The 17,679-nt window shown below is 40.0% G+C and carries 15 protein-coding genes and 1 riboswitch; of the genes, 6 read left to right on the forward strand and 9 right to left on the reverse strand.

The features are described 5' to 3' along the window. Window positions 1-13: 13 nt before the first annotated feature. From SB028_RS15795 to rppH, 8 genes are all read right to left on the reverse strand, one after another. Window positions 14-355, reverse strand: coding sequence for a hypothetical protein (locus SB028_RS15795; protein WP_248619937.1), 342 nt, complete (start codon window positions 353-355; stop codon window positions 14-16). Next, on the reverse strand, window positions 343-804 hold the full coding sequence (locus SB028_RS15800) for a DUF2509 family protein (protein ID WP_069367222.1): 462 nt from the start codon (window positions 802-804) through the stop codon (window positions 343-345). Before SB028_RS15800 ends, SB028_RS15795 begins: the two co-directional genes overlap by 13 nt. After that, on the reverse strand, window positions 801-1,445 hold the full coding sequence (locus tag SB028_RS15805; protein ID WP_069367221.1) for a prepilin peptidase-dependent protein: 645 nt from the start codon (window positions 1,443-1,445) through the stop codon (window positions 801-803). Before SB028_RS15805 ends, SB028_RS15800 begins: the two co-directional genes overlap by 4 nt. Further along, entirely contained in the window at window positions 1,439-1,948 is a 510-nt protein-coding gene (locus tag SB028_RS15810; protein WP_286138760.1) for a potassium:proton antiporter, read from the reverse strand. The genes SB028_RS15805 and SB028_RS15810 overlap by 7 nt, the downstream gene beginning before the upstream one ends. Window positions 1,949-2,184: 236 nt before the next feature. Beyond that, complete coding sequence (locus tag SB028_RS15815; protein ID WP_069367220.1) at window positions 2,185-3,036, reverse strand: thymidylate synthase; 852 nt, start codon at window positions 3,034-3,036, stop codon at window positions 2,185-2,187. Window positions 3,037-3,081: 45 nt separating this feature from the next. Further along, window positions 3,082-3,972: a prolipoprotein diacylglyceryl transferase gene (gene lgt, locus SB028_RS15820; protein WP_006535954.1), complete on the reverse strand. Its 891-nt coding sequence runs from the start codon at window positions 3,970-3,972 to the stop codon at window positions 3,082-3,084. A gap of 81 nt (window positions 3,973-4,053) precedes the next feature. Beyond that, on the reverse strand, window positions 4,054-6,300 hold the full coding sequence (gene ptsP, locus SB028_RS15825) for a phosphoenolpyruvate--protein phosphotransferase (protein ID WP_069367219.1): 2,247 nt from the start codon (window positions 6,298-6,300) through the stop codon (window positions 4,054-4,056). Window positions 6,301-6,308: 8 nt separating this feature from the next. Next, on the reverse strand, window positions 6,309-6,839 hold the full coding sequence (rppH, locus tag SB028_RS15830) for an RNA pyrophosphohydrolase (protein WP_069367218.1): 531 nt from the start codon (window positions 6,837-6,839) through the stop codon (window positions 6,309-6,311). Between the two features lie 112 nt (window positions 6,840-6,951). Further along, window positions 6,952-7,043, forward strand: a riboswitch (TPP riboswitch). Between the two features lie 106 nt (window positions 7,044-7,149). On the opposite strand from rppH, the gene thiB reads away from it, so the two are divergent. The 6 genes from thiB to rluA all read left to right on the forward strand — a co-directional run bounded on the left by thiB (window position 7,150) and on the right by rluA (window position 16,635). Further along, window positions 7,150-8,121 carry a thiamine ABC transporter substrate binding subunit gene (gene thiB, locus SB028_RS15835; protein WP_069367270.1) on the forward strand — a complete coding sequence of 324 codons (972 nt, stop codon included), beginning with the start codon at window positions 7,150-7,152 and terminating at the stop codon, window positions 8,119-8,121. Then, a complete protein-coding gene (gene thiP / locus SB028_RS15840; protein ID WP_069367217.1) occupies window positions 8,121-9,701 on the forward strand; it encodes a thiamine/thiamine pyrophosphate ABC transporter permease ThiP in 1,581 nt (526 codons plus the stop codon). The genes thiB and thiP overlap by 1 nt, the downstream gene beginning before the upstream one ends. Next, window positions 9,694-10,395, forward strand: coding sequence for a thiamine ABC transporter ATP-binding protein ThiQ (thiQ, locus tag SB028_RS15845; RefSeq protein ID WP_069367216.1), 702 nt, complete (start codon window positions 9,694-9,696; stop codon window positions 10,393-10,395). Before thiP ends, thiQ begins: the two co-directional genes overlap by 8 nt. Window positions 10,396-10,484: 89 nt before the next feature. Then, a complete protein-coding gene (locus tag SB028_RS15850) occupies window positions 10,485-12,839 on the forward strand; it encodes a DNA polymerase II (protein WP_069367215.1) in 2,355 nt (784 codons plus the stop codon). A gap of 183 nt (window positions 12,840-13,022) precedes the next feature. Further along, window positions 13,023-15,926 (forward strand): RNA polymerase-associated protein RapA, encoded by a 2,904-nt coding sequence (gene rapA, locus SB028_RS15855; protein WP_069367214.1) that lies wholly within the window; start codon window positions 13,023-13,025, stop codon window positions 15,924-15,926. 55 nt (window positions 15,927-15,981) lie between these two features. Next, window positions 15,982-16,635 (forward strand): bifunctional tRNA pseudouridine(32) synthase/23S rRNA pseudouridine(746) synthase RluA, encoded by a 654-nt coding sequence (rluA, locus tag SB028_RS15860; RefSeq protein ID WP_069367213.1) that lies wholly within the window; start codon window positions 15,982-15,984, stop codon window positions 16,633-16,635. 243 nt (window positions 16,636-16,878) lie between these two features. Here the strand turns inward: rluA and djlA are convergent, their stop codons facing one another. Further along, entirely contained in the window at window positions 16,879-17,679 is an 801-nt protein-coding gene (gene djlA / locus SB028_RS15865) for a co-chaperone DjlA (protein ID WP_069367212.1), read from the reverse strand.

The following is a 17,679-nucleotide window of genomic DNA, read 5'->3' on the forward strand; positions in this document are numbered from 1 at the left end:
GATCCTCATCTTATTAATAGCATGACCAGTAAAACAGCCCTATTTCAGGTAATATATTATTGGCAACATAACCTTCTATTAGCTGACAACCTTCAGATTTTAAAAGTGAACGTGTCATTATTTTTGAGTTAGATGCGAAATAGTCAGGTGATTTATCAGACATTTGTTCAAATAAAATAAAAAGTTCCTGCCCTGCCTGCTGAATTTGAATTAACTGCTGAAAGTCAGCTTTTAATGATTGACTATACCCTATAATAGCGACAAAACTAATATTAAAAAACAGTAATATAAACATCGTATTAAGTAGAATAGCGCCACTTTCTGATTTATTTTGAATTTTATCTATAACACACACTCCTTATACACTAATGGGCAATAATCTAGCCATCCATTCGGATGCGAAACAATGGATTGATTTTTATCCTTCAAAAGATCAACCCATTGATAATGGTATATTTTATAACCATTTATACTTTCTGCTTGTCCTTGCAATAGGCCTTTTTCTAAAGAAATCAAAAATAAACAACTTTTTATTTTAGGGTTTGCATGAAAATGACGACATTGCCATTTATTTATCTGTGACGATAAAATTTCCCAATTCAATTTTATTCCCCATGCCAATGCTGACTCAGCAAATAAAAATGCCTGTCGTGCTTGTAACTCTTGCATCACTATTTGTTGAGATTGCCTGTAATAATAAGCAAAATTTCCAAGCGCCGATAAACTCATCACAATAAACCCCATGACGACAAGTAAGCTTGCAACCCCTTGCTCATTTTTATTGTGAATTAAATCAATACTCATAACGTAGTCACATTCCTTAACCGAATATCATTCTGATAATGTAATTTCACAGTAGGGGATTGTTTTAAATGAAATTTTAAAGAGATTGAAAGATAAAAAAGTGGTTTCTCTGTGATAAGACATTGCCTTGAGTAAGGGCGTAAAATAAACTCTGTCACTTCAATTTCATGACTTTCAAAAAATCGTTGCCATCCCGAAGAAGTACAATTTTGTACTCCTCTTAATTGCTCTAATTGCCCATTTTTAAGCCGATAACCAAAATAATCACTCTCTCTTGAAAAGGGCGAGTCCCATCGACCATTACTATTTACGTCATAAGCGAAAATAACGCAGCTGTTTTTATCTTGATAAGCATACTGTCCTATTTTTAATGGTGAAGTGTACAACACCTTTGACTGCGAAACGTTGGCACAATCACCGTGACAATATCCAGTACGCCTTAGTTGTGTTTCTAGTACCAATAACCTTTCTCTTAAAAAAATATCTAACTGATGCTGTTGGTAAGAATGGTGCAACGTATTCATTACATAAGGATAAGCTCGACTAATGCAAAGAAACAGAACACCACTAATTGCCATGACAAAAAGGCATTCCATCAACATCATGCCAGATGAGAATGAAAATATTGCTCGCTTTAACATGGCGAAAATACCTTAATTTTCTGGCTACATGCTCTTATTCTACCTAAAGATGAGATCACAATTTTCACTTCACCCTCTGAACTTTGAAGCACAAAACTCATCGGTCTTAAGGTTTGACGGATCTCCCCAAACGTAAAATTTGAAACTGTTGATTGTGTAAGTTGAACGCCAGAAACTAATTGAAAAATCGTTTGTTTTTCAGTTAAGTGCCGTTGATGAAAAGGAATAGTGACGATTTTATTACTGGGCGATAAATGAAACGATATTTTCATTTTTATATTAAACAGTCGCGCTTGTTGTCGCTGATAAGAAAGAAAAGCAATAGTTTCACGTACACTATGTATCAATTGACGTTGGTGAGTAAATTGCTGATAGGTCGTAATTGATAAGTAACTTAAAATCGAAGCGATCATCATGACAATAAGCATTTCAAGTAGGCTTATTCCAAATTCGCTCTCTTGCTGATGCGCCCTACTTAGGCTTATCTCCATGTTATTGTTCATTTATTTCTCCCTTCCTTTTTAACCTACTGTGAGAATGCAGACAAAACATCTAACGGTAAATAAAGGAAAGTGCTTTTTTCGAACAACAACGCAATAACCGTATTTTCAGAGTAAACACAAAAATAGTCATCAACAAAGCTGGGATAGCTTTCGTTAATTGAGACTAAATTTAATAAATAGAAATAAAAAAGCCTCTGTTTATCACTAAACAGAGGCTTTTAAGTACAAAGGAAAGATCAAACCGTAAATGGATATTTTATCGCTTCATGGCATTGATAACCTTCAACAGTAAAATCATTCGTTGTTACCCACGTTTCGATATCTTCCAACGTTTTTATTTTTGGATTGATATGTAATGTTGGCAATGGCAATGGTTCTCTTTTTAATTGTACATCTCGCATTAGTGGTAATTGATTTTCATAGATATGTGCGTTGATTATCTTATGAAATGCTTTACCCGGCTTATGCCCTGTAATTTGAGCCACCAGCGCTAATAAAACAAAACACTGTATTTGGTTGAAATTTAAACCTAATGGCACATCGCAACTACGTTGATAAGAGGTTAAATAAAGCGTATCACCCACTAATGAAAATGTGTGTGTATGCATACAAGGGCGCAAACAACCTAACTCAGTTTCACCTGGGTTATAAAATGTTACGATCTCACCACGATCATCTATACCTTTAGTCAGGTTATCGATCACTTTACGTAATTGATCAAAATGAGAACCATCTGGGCGTTGCCATTGACGTCCTTGAACACCATAAACACGCCCCATATCGTCTTCACCTTTGCGATGAGGATTGTTTAGCCATGCCCCATTTTCATTGGCGTTTGCATTCCAAGTATTACAACCAATTTCACGAAATTGACTGGCGTTGTCGTAACCACGTAAATACCCTAATAATTCTGCGATCGCGGCTTTATAGAAGCTTTTACGAGTCGTTATCAACGGAAATTGATTATTCGCAACATCATATTCCAGATCGGCATTAATCACCGTTAAGCAACGGGTTCCAGTCCGTTTATTATCAATCCATTGCCCTTCATCGATAATGCGTTGACACAATGCCAGATACTGCTTCATGTTGTCTCTCTTGTAATTAGCTAATAATAAAAAATTTATCTCACACTATTTGTGAGTTGGTGTTGGATTTTGTGGTGTCTTTTTATCTTGACGATAAGCCCATACCATAAAAATAATACCCAACAAAATCATTGGAATTGAAAGTATCTGCCCCATACTCACACCGCCAAATAATCCTAGTTGCGCATCTGGTTGACGGAAGAATTCAACAATAATACGGAATGCACCATAACCAATGAGGAACAAACCTGACACACTACCGACTGGGCGACTTTTACGCACAAAGATATTCAGAATAATAAATAATACTACGCCTTCTAACAGCATTTCATAAAGCTGTGATGGATGGCGGGGTAAAACCCCATATTCTTGAATAATAGGCAATAACGTTGTTGGATCTTGGGCAACAAGCTGGAGATCTTCAGAACGAGAGCTTGGGAATAAGAAAGCCCAAGGTGTATCTAATGTGACACGTCCCCATAATTCGCCATTGATAAAGTTACCAATACGACCTAGCCCTAATCCAAATGGAATTAATGGTGCAACAAAGTCTGCCACTTGGAAGAATTTACGTTTAGTACGTTTAGCAAACCAAATCATGGCACAAATAACACCAATTAGGCCACCATGGAACGACATGCCGCCATCCCATACTTTAAAGAGGTAAAGAGGATCATTTAAAAAGACAGGTAGGTTATAGAATAAAACATAACCTAAACGACCACCGATAAACACCCCTACAAAACCGACATAAAGTAATGTTTCAACTTCATTTTTATTCCAACCACTATTCGGTTTTGCAGCTCGACGATTTGCAAGCCATAAGGCAAAGACAAACCCAACTAAATACATCATACCGTACCAATGTAATGACACGGGTCCGATAGAGAACATAACGGGATCAATCTCTGGAAATTTAAGGTAGCTTATACTCATTATTCCCTACTTCACTTAATCAATAATTTCTATGCTGATTATTTTTATTACCAACACAGAAAAGGCTTATACGAAGGTTTGCTAGATACCTCCGCGAATTAATCCACCTAATCCTTGCCGTTCCATAAATTCAGAAGACAATTTTTTAATTTCTGTTGCCGTTTCAGCTTGCAACACCTGTTGCATAAAAAGCTGTAACATCACAGGATCAAGATGGCGCAATAAGTATTTTACCCTAGGTAAACTACGACCACTCATGCTTAACTGCCTAAAACCGAGCCCTATTAACAGCAATGCACCTATCGGCGTACCTGCCATTTCACCACAAACACTCACTGGCAACTGATAATATTGGCATTGTTCCGCAATCAAATTCAGTGAACGCAATAACGCAGGATGCAAATTATCATAAAGTGATGCTACATGCGTATTATTACGATCGACAGCAAGCAAGTATTGAGCCAGATCGTTTGTTCCAACAGAGATAAAATCAACCCGGTTAGCTAATTGTGACAACATAAACACCAATGAAGGCACTTCAAGCATAATGCCTAGCGGAGGTGTAACACATTCACATTTTAGCTCTCGACTCACTTCATCACATGCACGTAGCAGTAATGTCCTTGCTTCGTCAATTTCATCAATACTTGTCACCATCGGCAACAAAATTTTCAAATTTTTAAATTCGAGGTTTGCTTTTAGCATGGCTCGTAACTGAATAAGGAAGATTTCTGGTTGATCAAGTAATATTCTTATTCCTCGCCAACCTAAGCAGGGATTTTCCTCATTAATCGGCATATAAGGAAGTTGCTTATCAGCACCAATATCTAAAGCACGCAATACAACAGGTTTTTCAGGGAAAAAAGAGAGTATTTCGCGATAGCGATTTTTCTGTTCATCTTCAGAAGGAAAACCGCTTTGTAGCATAAAAGGAATTTCTGTCCGATATAAACCAACACCATCTATTCCTACGCTAATGCGTTGTTCATACTTTATGTTTAATCCCGCATTCAGTTGAACACTAACTGCCTCACCATTTTTTAAAAGCGCTTGCTGTTCAAGTTGCTCTTCTGCAATTTGGCTTAATACGCTCTCTTCATCAATAATTTGTTTATATTCTTGAGTTATAAAAGGCTCTGGTTCAATAAATATCTCACCACGATAACCATCAAGAATAAGCATGCGATTATGTAAAAGCTCAGGCTGAATATCTGCTCCCATAATCGCGGGTATTCCCATTGCTCTAACAAGAATGGCAGAATGAGAATGAGTTGCGCCATCTCGAACAATGACACCAGCAAGCTGTTGCTCTGGTAACTCGGCCAATAAACTGGCACTTAATTCATCAGCTACCAAAATAAAGCGCTCTGGCCAAATGTTGGTTGAGCTTAGATCATCATCTAGATGGAATAATAAACGACGCCCTAATGCTTTAAGATCAGAGGCTCTCTCTCGCATATAACCATCTTTTAGACTAGAAAATTGGGCAGCCACTTTTTCAACCACGACTTTAACCGCCCATTCCGCAACATACCCCTGCGTAATGATTGCCGTCATTTTATATTTAAGCTGTGGATCATTAAGTAAATGCGAGTAGAGATCAAATATGGCCGCACTCTCTTTTTGCGAATTCGCCATAAATCGCTTACTAAAGCGACGACATTCTGCGGTAGCATCTTCTAAAGCTACCGTAAGTCGGTTTAATTCTGCTTTTATATCAAGAGCACTGGCTTTAAACACATTTTCAAGGATAGGTTGAGAGACTTCTTGCCAGCCATAAGCCATCACCACGCCAGTCGACACCGAAAGTGCTTTAATACGACTTTGTCGATATTGCCCGAAAAGCCCTTTGGTTTGGACTTGCGATAAGGTGGCGCCGAGCTGTGTCGCCAGCGTCACCATAAAAGATTCTTCGCTTTCATTAAATAAGCGACGCTCTTTTTGCTGAACGACTAATACACCAAGAAGTTGGCGACGATAGACAATAGGAACGCCAAGGAAAGCACGGAGATCATCTTCTTTAACTTGAGGAAGGTATTTAAAGCTAGGATGTTCGCGAATATCAGCGAGGTTGATAAGCTCTGAAAGACGCCCGACCTCACCAACAACGCCTTCATCAAATGAAAGGCTAACGGCTCTTCCTTTTGGTTTTTTTAACCCTTTGGTCGCCATAAGATAAAAACAACTACGTTGTTTATCAGCAAGATAAATAGAACACACATCCGTGTGCATTGCCTGACACGTTTCCTTGACTAAGAGTTCAAGCGCTTCTGGAAGCCCTGCTGCCATAGCCACTTTTTCTACAATTTCTCGCAAACGTGTCAGCATAGTGTTATCTAATACCTTTTACGCCGATATCCATACGATGAACGCGGTAAAGACATTTGTTCTTGCAATGGCATGACTACTGGTGCGAACTCTTTCATGACACGTCGATAGACATCGCGTTTAAAAGAGACGACTTGTCGAACAGGATACCAATAACTCACCCAACGCCAGCCATCAAATTCTGGCGTTTTGCTTTGTTGAACATTAATGTCTTTATCATTACTTGTTAACTGCAAAAGGAACCAACGCTGTTTTTGTCCAATACAAACAGGTTTTGTGTCCCAACGCACCAAACGCTTAGGTAACTTGTAACGTAACCAGTTACGTGTGGAGGCAAGAATTTTGACATCCTTGCGACTTAACCCAACTTCTTCGAACAACTCTCGGTACATTGCCTGCTCTGGCGATTCTCCAGGGTTAATTCCTCCTTGAGGAAACTGCCATGAATGTTGCCCATAGCGACGAGCCCAAAGCACTTGCCCTTGCCGATTACAAATTACAATCCCTACATTCGGGCGGTAGCCATCATCATCGATCACTAGACTACCTCAATAACCAAATTTGAAAGATAACTCATTGTTTCATACTACTCACAGACGGTAAACCACTATCAACAGACTTTGCATGACGCGCGTATTTATCTACAATGGGAAAGTCTCAACGGGGTGCCTTGTTAGGCTGAGAAAAACTCGTGGAACCTGATCCAGATAATACTGGCGTAGGGATTTGAGTCAGGATGTTGCAAGGTTCATTAATTTGCCATCCTCACTCCTCAGATCCTACCTGACTTTTACTGAGGAACTAAACGTGTTAACTAAATCACTTCGCTTTACTTTCCTTCTAAGCGCAATGGGCATTATGAGTACTTTTTCAACCCAAGCCTTAGCACAAAAACCCACACTGACTGTTTACACTTATGACTCATTTACTGCAGATTGGGGCCCTGGACCTGCAATAAAAAAAGCGTTTGAACAGCAATGTGATTGTGAACTAAAACTGATTGCGCTGTCTGATGGTGTGTCTCTACTTAACCGCTTACGTATGGAAGGTGATAAAAGTAAGGCAGATATTATTTTAGGATTAGACAACAATCTGATCCACGCAGCAAAAGAAACGGGACTTTTCGCACCAAGTCATATCGACACCTCCAAACTTACCTTACCTGAAAAATGGACTGATGATACCTTTGTGCCTTATGACTACGGTTACTTTGCTTTTATTTATGATAAAAACCGCATAGCTAATCCCCCAAAAAGCATGGCTGAACTGCTAAATAGTCAAGAAAAATGGAAAATCCTCTATCAAGATCCTCGCACCAGTACCCCTGGTTTAGGTTTAATGCTATGGATGCAATCGCTTTATCCTGAAAATACGGCCACTGAATGGAAAAAATTGTCAGAGAAAACACTAACCGTCACTAAAGGTTGGAGTGAATCTTATGGCTTATTCTTAAAAGGTGAAGGTGATTTTGTGCTTAGCTATACATCATCTCCGGGATATCACATTTTAGCGGATAAAAAAGATAACTATGCGGCTGCAATTTTTGATGAAGGGCATTACTTACAAGTCGAAGTTGCTGCAAAACTCAAGTCAAGCAAACAGCCTGAATTAGCGCAGCAATTTATGCAGTTTATGTTGACGCCTGCATTCCAAGAAACCATTCCCACTACCAATTGGATGTATCCTGTTATAAATATGCCATTACCGGACGTCTATTCCGTGATGCCTAAACCCGAAAAATCATTGCAATTCAATGCAGATGTTGTCGCAAAAGAGCGCCAAACATGGACTCGTAATTGGCAATCTGCGGTTAGTCGCTAATGGGAAGATGGCTTATCCCGGGGCTATGTGCTTCGGGTTTACTGCTTATTGTGGCGTTATTGTCATTTGGCGCATTGTGGTTTAATGCACCAAGTGGCGAACTGTCCTCAATTTTCGCTGATGAATATTTATGGCATGTCATCCGTTTTACTTTTTGGCAAGCTTTTTTATCTGCACTGTTTTCGATATTACCTGCTATTTGGCTCGCCAAAGCCCTCTATCGACGCCAATTTAAAGGGCGAACACTGTTTTTACGCCTATGTGCCATGAGCCTTGTATTACCCGTCCTAGTTGCACTTTTTGGTATTTTAACAGTTTATGGCAGAGTAGGATGGATTGCTCAAATTTGTGAATGGCTAGGAATCGACTACCAATTTACCCCCTATGGTTTGCAAGGCATTTTATTAGCTCACATATTTTTCAATATGCCATTAGCAACCCGAATGCTATTGCAAGCTCTTGAGAACATTTCATCAGAACAACGCCAATTAGCCTCACAACTTGGCATGAATGGCTGGCAACGTTTTCGTTTTCTTGAATTTCCCTATTTGTGGCGTCAAATGCTCCCCACGGCATCACTGATTTTTATGCTCTGCTTTGCAAGCTTTGCTACTGTATTGGCATTGGGTGGAGGACCTGCGGCAACGACTGTCGAACTCGCGATTTATCAAGCATTAAGTTATGACTACGATTTACATCGCGCTGCACTTTTAGCCTTGATCCAGCTCTTTTGTTGTTTAGGTTTAGTGCTTATTAGCCAAAAGTTAAAAGGCACCCTTTTTGTGGGAAACAGTCAAAAACTGCATTGGCGTGATCCCTATGATCCTCTCTTTAGCAAAATAACCGATGGTCTAATTATCACTCTTGCGATCCTCTTTTTAGTACCGCCAATTCTAGCGGTAATAACGGATGGTCTTAACAGTCAATTTATACGAGTCATACAGCAACCTGTACTTTGGCAGGCGTTTACTACCTCACTGATTATTGCTATTGGTGCGGGTATTGTTTGTGTTGTGTTAACGATGATGTTGCTATGGAGTAGCCGAGAGCTTCGCTTACGGCACTTTAAAAAAGCAGGGCAAGCCATGGAAATGAGTGGATTGATTATTTTGGCGATGCCGGGGATTGTGTTGGCAACAGGCTTTTTCCTTCTATTCAATAATACGATTGGATTACCCGAATCACCGTATGTTTTAGTCATTTTAACCAATGCATTAATTGCTATTCCCTATGCCTTAAAAGTGCTTGAAAACCCGATGAATGATATCGCTTCACGTTATGGGCTTTTGTGTCAGTCACTCAATTTACAAGGAATAAACCGACTTCGTTGGATAGAACTGCGTGCATTAAAAAAACCGATTTCACAAGCACTTGCCTTTGCTTGTGTCATTTCTATTGGTGATTTTGGTATTGTTGCCCTATTTGGTAATGAAACATTTAGAACATTGCCTTTCTATCTTTATCAGCAAATTGGCGCTTATCACACTCAAGATGGGGCTGTCACAGCCATGATCTTATTGCTACTTTGCTTCTCTCTTTTTAGCCTAATAGAACGATTAGCTGGAAAATCTCATGATTAAATTAGAGCAGCTTGCTTACACTTATGAACACCAACATCTCTTATTTAATCTCACGGTTAATGCAGGAGAACGCATTGCCGTGTTAGGACCGAGTGGTGCCGGTAAAAGTACATTACTCAGTTTAATCGCAGGATTTTTACCATCAGAACAGGGGAGTCTGTTTCTTAATGGTCAAGATCATACAAAAACAGTACCTGCTAAACGCCCTATTTCCATGTTATTTCAGGATAATAATCTATTCCCTCATTTAACTGTAAGGCAAAATATTGGCTTGGGGTTAAATCCAGGCTTAAAGCTGACTGGCACTCAAAAAGCACTATTAGAAAGTCGGGCAGAACAAGTGGCGCTCAGCGAATATCTTGAACGCTTACCTTCTCAATTATCAGGAGGTCAGCGTCAACGTGTTGCTATTGCACGTTGTCTTGTTCGTGAACAACCTATTTTGTTACTTGATGAGCCTTTTTCTGCACTTGATCCCGCTTTACGTATTGAAATGTTGGCACTACTTGAGCAACTCTGCCGTGAAAAAGCGTTAACCTTATTGATGGTTTCTCATAGCTTAGAAGATGCTGCAAAAATTGCCTCAAGAGCGATTGTGATAGATAACGGTATGATTGTGTATGATGGAAATACGCAATCACTAATAAATGGTGAAGTGGATCAATCACTTATTTTAGGTATCCCGTTTAATTAATCTCCCCCACAAATTAACTGTATAAATAACCATTATATTGACTATAATAAACGCATCTTTAGTGAATTATTTGTGTTTATTGGGTGCTGATGATTGGTCATACGGAACAAGGCTTTATTCTTACTCGCCACTGGAGCGACACACCAAAAGGTATTGTCGTCTCTTATTGGCTGGCTACGGATAATGGTCCACGTAAAGTGACTGTGCCTGTGCAACGCGCTATTGGTTTTGTTGCCCGACAACATGAAACGGTTTTACGCTCACTCGTTAATAAAAATTCTGATATTGAAATTCGCCCTCTCGATTTAAAAGATTTCGAAAGACAGCCTGTTTTTGGTGTTTATTGCAAACAATACCGTCAACTTGTTCAGCTTGAGCAACAACTTAAAGAGCACCATATCCGTCTTTATGAGGCGGATATCCGCCCGCATGAACGTTATATGATGGAACGCTTTATCACCGCACCTGTCTGGTTTCGTTATCAACAAAATAATATTGTTACATTAAAACCCGCTCCTGATTATCGCCCTGCGCTTCGCACCGTTTCTTTAGATATTGAAACCAGTGAATTTGGTGAGCTTTACTCTATTGGGCTTGCTGGCTGTGGTGATAATGTGGTGTTTATGCTTATTGATGAGTTGCCCACAGAGTGTGAAAGCCGACAACCTCAAGGCTATCGCTTATGTTATGTCAGTAGCCGATCGCGTTTAATTGAAAAACTGAATGAGTGGATACAATATTACGATCCTGATGCGATTATCGGTTGGAATTTAATTCAATTCGACCTGCGTATTTTGTACACACATGCACAAAGGTATGGTGTCAATTTATTATTAGGTCGTCAGAATAGCCCGTTAGAGTGGCGAGAGCATGGGTTTAAAAAAGGGCATTTTTTTGCTTCAGCTCAAGGGCGTTTAATTATCGATGGAATTGATGCTTTGAAAATGGCGACATGGAATTTTCCCTCTTTTAGCCTCGAATCCGTTGCGCAAACACTGCTAGGTGAGGGTAAAGCTATCGATACACCTTACGCCAGAATGGATGAAATTAACCGTCGCTTTAAAGAAGATAAACCCGCGCTAGCTTATTATAATTGGCAAGATTGCGTCTTAGTAAACCGTATCTTTGATGCGACGTCCCTTATGGCTTTCTTATTAGAGAGAGCTTGTGTTACAGGGCTTTCCGTTGATAGAAGTGGTGGATCTGTGGCTGCGTTTACGCATCTCTACCTTCCTTCAATGCATCGCATTGGATATGTTGCGCCTAACCAAGGTGAAAAACCTGAAGAACATAGCCCCGGAGGTTTTGTTATGGATCCCACCCCCGGCTTATATGATTCTGTTGTTGTGCTTGATTATAAAAGCCTTTACCCCTCGATTATTCGTACTTTTTTAATCGATCCCGTAGGTATGATTGAAGGAATGCACCAACCTGATGACAAATTTTCTATTGCGGGATTTCGCCAAGCTCGATTTTCACGAGAATTGCACTGTTTACCCGCGATTGTATCGCAAATTTGGCACGAAAGAGATAATGCAAAATTACATAAAAATGCCCCGCTCTCTCAAGCGCTTAAAATTATTATGAATGCTTTTTATGGTGTTTTAGGCTCTGTGGGTTGTCGTTTTTTTGATCCTCGTTTAGCGTCTTCTATTACGCTACGCGGTCATGAAATTATGAAAAAAACGAAAGAATTGATTGAAGCCAAAGGCTATCAAGTGATTTATGGTGATACAGATTCAACCTTTGTTTGGCTGAAATCACCTCACACAGAACAAGAAGCACAACAGATAGGGTATCAATTAGTACAAGACGTTAATCAATGGTGGAAAACACATCTGTTTGAAAATGACCAGCTAGATTGCAAATTAGAACTAGAATACGAAACTCATTATCGTCGTTTTTTAATGCCCACGATCCGAGGTATGGAAACGGGTAGCAAGAAACGCTACGCCGGACTCAGCAATGATAAAATGGTATTTAAAGGGTTAGAAACCGTCAGAACAGATTGGACGCCTCTCGCTCAAAAATTTCAACAAGAGCTTTATACCCGCATTTTTCATCAGCAGCCTTATCAGCAGTTTATTCGTGATTATGTCGCAGATACGCTAGCAGGAAAATATGATGATAGATTAGTGTATCGTAAACGGTTACGCCGAAAATTATCAGAATATCAGCACCACGTCCCCCCTCATGTCAAAGCAGCTCGTAAGGCAGATGAATATAATTTATCCCAAAATAGACCCCAACAATATCAGCAAGGCGGTTGGATTAGTTATATAATTACTCTCTTGGGGCCTGAGCCGTTAGAGCATATAACGACTGCACCTGATTATGAACATTATATCAATAAGCAGTTAATGCCTATTGCAGATGCTATCCTCCCCTTTATACAAGATGATTTTTCAACCTTGTTAAACGGACAAATGACACTCTCATTTTAAGTTGTGTCATTTTGCAGGTGACGGTTTGCTTTGCATCTATTAACATAACGCCCCTTTGGTGATAATTAGCTTTTCTTTGTTCAAGAATAAGCCTTTTTTATCCCGCAGATTTTAATGACAACACCGCAATACTGCATTCATTAATAATTCCTAAATTATATATTTGAGAGCTGAGTTTTATATATGCCTTTTACTCTTGGTCAACGTTGGATTAGCGATACTGAAAGCGAGCTTGGACTGGGTACTGTTGTGGCAGTTGATGCCCGCATGGTCACCTTACTTTTTCCTGCCTGTGGTGAAAACCGCCTTTACTCCCGTCATGATGCACCCATAACGCGGGTGATGTTCAATGCAGGAGATACCGTTACCAGTCACGAAGGTTGGAAACTCGCCATCGATAACGTTGTAGAAGATAACGGCCTACTTATCTACCATGGTGTACGTTTAGACACTGAAGAGCCCGCACAATTACGCGAAGTGTTCTTAGATAACAAACTCACTTTTAATAAGCCTCAAGATCGCCTTTTTGCAGGCCAAATCGATCGAATGGATCGCTTTGCATTACGCTACCGCGCTCGTAAATTTATGAGCGAACAGTTTAAGCAAGCACAAAGTGGTTTACGTGGTATTCGTGCGAGCCTTATTCCTCATCAGCTCTATATTGCTAATGAAGTGGGAAAGCGTCATAACCCTCGCGTATTATTAGCTGATGAAGTGGGTTTAGGTAAAACGATAGAAGCGGGTATGATTATCCACCAACAACTCATGGATGGTCGTGCAGAGCGCGTGTTGATTATTGTGCCTGAAAGCTTACAGCATCAGTGGTTAGTTGAAATGTTACGCCGTTTCAACCTGCGTTTCTCTCTATTTGATGATAGCCGTTATAGTGAATCTTTATTAGATAGCGATAATCCATTTGAAACAGAACAGATGATCATCTGTTCTTTAGATTTTGTACGTAAAAATAAGCAACGATTTGAACATTTGGTTGAAGCAACATGGGATATGTTAGTTGTCGATGAAGCACATCACCTTGTTTGGAGTGAAGATGCGCCAAGTCGTGAATATCAAGTCATTGAAGAGTTAGCAGAATCTATTCCTTCTGTATTGCTATTAACGGCAACCCCAGAGCAATTAGGCCAAGAAAGCCACTTCGCCCGTTTACGTCTGCTTGATCCAAGTCGTTTTCATGACTACAACGAATTTATTAATGAGCAACAAAAGTATCGCCCTGTTGCCGATGCGGTCACTATTTTGCTATCAGAAGATGATTTAAATACCGAACAACAAAACATCATCAGTGAAATGATCAGCGAGCAAGATGTTGAGCCATTACTGAAAGCGGCAAATACGCAAGGTGAAGAACGAACTAAATCTCGTCAAGAACTGATCCATATGCTAATGGACAGACACGGAACGGGGCGTTTGTTATTCCGTAACACCCGTTCTGGTGTTAAAGGTTTCCCAAATCGCTTACTTCACGCGATAAAACTGCCATTACCAACACAATATCAAACCGCAATTAAAGTGGCTGAGATTATGGCCGCGAAAAAGAGCCTCGAAGTTCGAGCAAAAGAGATGCTCTATCCTGAACGTATTTACCAAGAGTTCGAAGGTGAAAACGCAACATGGTGGAACTTTGATCCTCGTGTTGAATGGTTATTGGGTTTCTTAACTGCAAATCGCCATGAAAAAGTACTCGTAATTTGTGCGCAAGCATCAACAGCACTGCAATTAGAACAAGTTTTACGTGAGCGTGAAGGTATTCGCGCGGCCGTCTTCCACGAGGGGATGTCATTACTTGAACGCGATCGCGCAGCGGCTTATTTCGCTTCCGAAGAAGAAGGTGCTCAAGTTCTGCTATGTTCAGAAATCGGATCGGAAGGACGTAACTTCCAGTTTGCTAATCAGCTGGTTATGTTTGACCTTCCATTTAACCCAGATTTACTAGAACAACGTATTGGCCGCCTCGATCGTATTGGTCAAAATCGAGACATTGATATTAGCATTCCTTATCTTGAAGGTACTGCTCAATCCGTATTATTGCGCTGGTTCCATGAAGGGTTAGATGCCTTTGAGCATACTTGTCCAACCGGTCGCACTATTTATGACAGCCAATATAATGCTCTCATCAATTATCTTGCACAGCCTAATGAATTAGCTGATTTTGATGAATTTATTGTCGCTTGTCGTAAACAACATGATGAAATGAAACGCAAACTTGAACAAGGTCGCGACCGTCTATTAGAAATGCATTCTAACGGTGGTGAAGTTGGCGTTGAATTAGCCGGTGAAATTGCAGCTCAAGATAACGATCCTGAGTTAGTGAACTTTGCACTGAACTTGTTTGATATCGTCGGTATTAATCAAGAAGATCGTAGTGATAGCTTAATTATTTTAACGCCATCGGATCATATGTTAGTCCCTGATTTTCCAGGATTACCACAAGATGGTTGTACTATCACATTTGATAGAGAGCAAGCGCTATCACGTGAAGATACCCAGTTTATTAGTTGGGAACACCCAATTATCCGTAATGGCTTAGATTTAATTTTATCTGGTGATACAGGAAGTTGTGCTGTTTCTTTATTAAAAAATAAAGCATTGCCAGTGGGAACCCTGTTAGTTGAATTGATTTATGTCATAGAGGCACAAGCCCCTAAACATCTTCATTTAAGTCGTTTCTTACCTGCGACACCAGTTCGCTTATTACTTGATCTAAAAGGTAATAATCTTGCTTCTCAAGTTGAGTTTGAAAGCTTTAACCGCCAATTAAACGCGGTTAATCGTCATACTTCAAGTAAACTGGTCAATGCGGTACAAAGTGAAGTTCACCATGTACTTAAAGCCTCTGAACCGCTAATGGAAGTCGAAGCCAAAGGACTTATCCAAAAAGCGAAAGAAGAGGCCGATCGCGTGCTAACTCATGAATTATCTCGCTTAAACGCTTTACGTGCGGTAAATCCTAATATTCGTGATGACGAAGTCGAAGCAATTGAAAATGAACGTACTCATATTCTTAACCATTTAGATGAAGCAACATGGCGTTTAGATTCAATTCGCCTCATTGTTGTTACCCACCAATAATCACCGTTAAAGCGGGGAGTATTTCACTCCCCGTTGTTTTGATGAGATAGCCACTATGATGGAAGTGTATAACCCGCCAACTGATCCTTGGTTACATGTTTTATATCAAGATGAGCATATTATCGCCGTTAATAAACCCAGCGGATTACTGTCAGTGCCGGGCAAAGCCCCCGAGCATAACGACAGTATAATGTCGCGCATTAAAGGCGAATTTCCTCATGCTGAGTGTGTTCACCGCCTTGATATGGCAACCAGTGGCGTTATCGTTGTTGCACTCAATAAAGAAGCTGAGCGTGAACTAAAGCGTCAATTTCGTGAACGCGAACCTAAAAAAACCTATATCGCACGCGTTTGGGGACATATTGAAAAAGAAGAGGGATTGATTGATTTACCTTTGATTTGCGATTGGCCTAATCGACCAAAACAAAAAGTCTGTCATGAGACAGGGAAAGCGGCACAAACTTTTTATGAAGTGTTGGAATATGAAGAGAATGCGACAAGAGTAAAACTTTCACCTATTACTGGGCGTTCACATCAATTGCGGGTACATATGTTAGCGTTGGGGCATCCTATTTTAGGGGATCGCTTTTATGCACATCCGCAGGCAAGAGCAATGGCACCTCGCCTGCAGTTACATGCTCAGGAATTATTTATTACGCATCCTGCTTTCCGATCCCCGATACATTTTGAATGCCTTGCCGATTTTTAGTGTTCTATGACACTAAAACAGTCACTGAACTCAATGAAGCAAGGAGCAGACAAAGCGCTAATCCCATAACCCCAACAAGAACACGGACGTTTGACATGGATAGAGTTCCTTTTTTAAGAGAAGAGAGAAAGAAATAATTAAATTTCACTTATATTTTACCGTGATAAATAATAAACTCAACTCAGTGTAAGTTATCTCTATCACGGAATAATTCTCTCTTTTCTCATCTTCATTTACAAGATGTTAACGAAATCCTTTTTCTTTTTTAATCAAATCGTAAGCAACCTGTATAGACTGTGCTTTTTGTTTTGCAATTTCCATCATTTCTGGCGGTAAACCTTTCGCAACAAGTTTATCTGGATGATGTTCTCCCATTAATTTTCTATAAGCCCTTTTAATGGTTTTAACATCATCACTCTCATCTACGCCGAGTACCTTACACGCATCAGAGAGCGTTGGCCCTTGAGGTTGAGGCTGATAACCCTGTCTATTCTGATAATGAAAATTCTGACCAGCCTGCATCATTGCTAATATATGTTCAAAATGTGCACGAGAAAAACCTAGCTCATCGATAATGATAAATAGCATTTTTCTTTCATTTGGATGCAGTTGACCATCCGCGAAAGCAGCTTGTAATTGGATTTCCAGAAACATCTGAAGCAAGTCTCGGCGTCCAGCACAAATTTGTCGAACGCGTTGCAATGTGGTCCTCAATGGAAAATCAGGTGATTTACCTTCTCTAAAAGCTTGTTGTGCAGCTTGGCGACCAACGCCATGCAGATTCATGCGATCCATTAATTCGCTGGCAAGAGAGATATCCGTTTGGGTCACTCGCCCTTTTGATTTTGTCAGGTGGCCTAAAACTTGAAAGGTTGCAGCAAAGAAAAAAGCTTGTCTATCACGCGTATAGCGCCCACCACTTCCTAATTTACTTCGTTGCATGTCATAAAGGTGCCCCAGAAAAACACCAATAACAATGCCCCAAAAGCCTATTCCTGCAAAACTACCAATGGTAAGGCCTAATAATTTTCCCCAATAGCGCAT

The sequence above is a fragment of the Proteus vulgaris genome (assembly GCF_033708015.1).
GTDB lineage: Bacteria > Pseudomonadota > Gammaproteobacteria > Enterobacterales > Enterobacteriaceae > Proteus.

Coding starts and splice junctions, on each gene's coding strand:
- ptsP (WP_069367219.1), bottom strand. CDS start 6,300: ATGCTGACACGTTTGCGAGAAATTGTAGAAAAAGTGGCTATGGCAGCA.
- lgt (WP_006535954.1), bottom strand. CDS start 3,972: ATGAGTATAAGCTACCTTAAATTTCCAGAGATTGATCCCGTTATGTTC.
- djlA (WP_069367212.1), bottom strand. CDS start 17,679: ATGCGCTATTGGGGAAAATTATTAGGCCTTACCATTGGTAGTTTTGCA.
- SB028_RS15850 (WP_069367215.1), top strand. CDS start 10,485: ATGATTGGTCATACGGAACAAGGCTTTATTCTTACTCGCCACTGGAGC.
- thiQ (WP_069367216.1), top strand. CDS start 9,694: ATGATTAAATTAGAGCAGCTTGCTTACACTTATGAACACCAACATCTC.
- SB028_RS15815 (WP_069367220.1), bottom strand. CDS start 3,036: ATGAAGCAGTATCTGGCATTGTGTCAACGCATTATCGATGAAGGGCAA.
- SB028_RS15800 (WP_069367222.1), bottom strand. CDS start 804: ATGAGTATTGATTTAATTCACAATAAAAATGAGCAAGGGGTTGCAAGC.
- rapA (WP_069367214.1), top strand. CDS start 13,023: ATGCCTTTTACTCTTGGTCAACGTTGGATTAGCGATACTGAAAGCGAG.
- SB028_RS15805 (WP_069367221.1), bottom strand. CDS start 1,445: ATGTTAAAGCGAGCAATATTTTCATTCTCATCTGGCATGATGTTGATG.
- SB028_RS15810 (WP_286138760.1), bottom strand. CDS start 1,948: ATGAACAATAACATGGAGATAAGCCTAAGTAGGGCGCATCAGCAAGAG.
- rluA (WP_069367213.1), top strand. CDS start 15,982: ATGATGGAAGTGTATAACCCGCCAACTGATCCTTGGTTACATGTTTTA.
- thiB (WP_069367270.1), top strand. CDS start 7,150: ATGGGCATTATGAGTACTTTTTCAACCCAAGCCTTAGCACAAAAACCC.
- thiP (WP_069367217.1), top strand. CDS start 8,121: ATGGGAAGATGGCTTATCCCGGGGCTATGTGCTTCGGGTTTACTGCTT.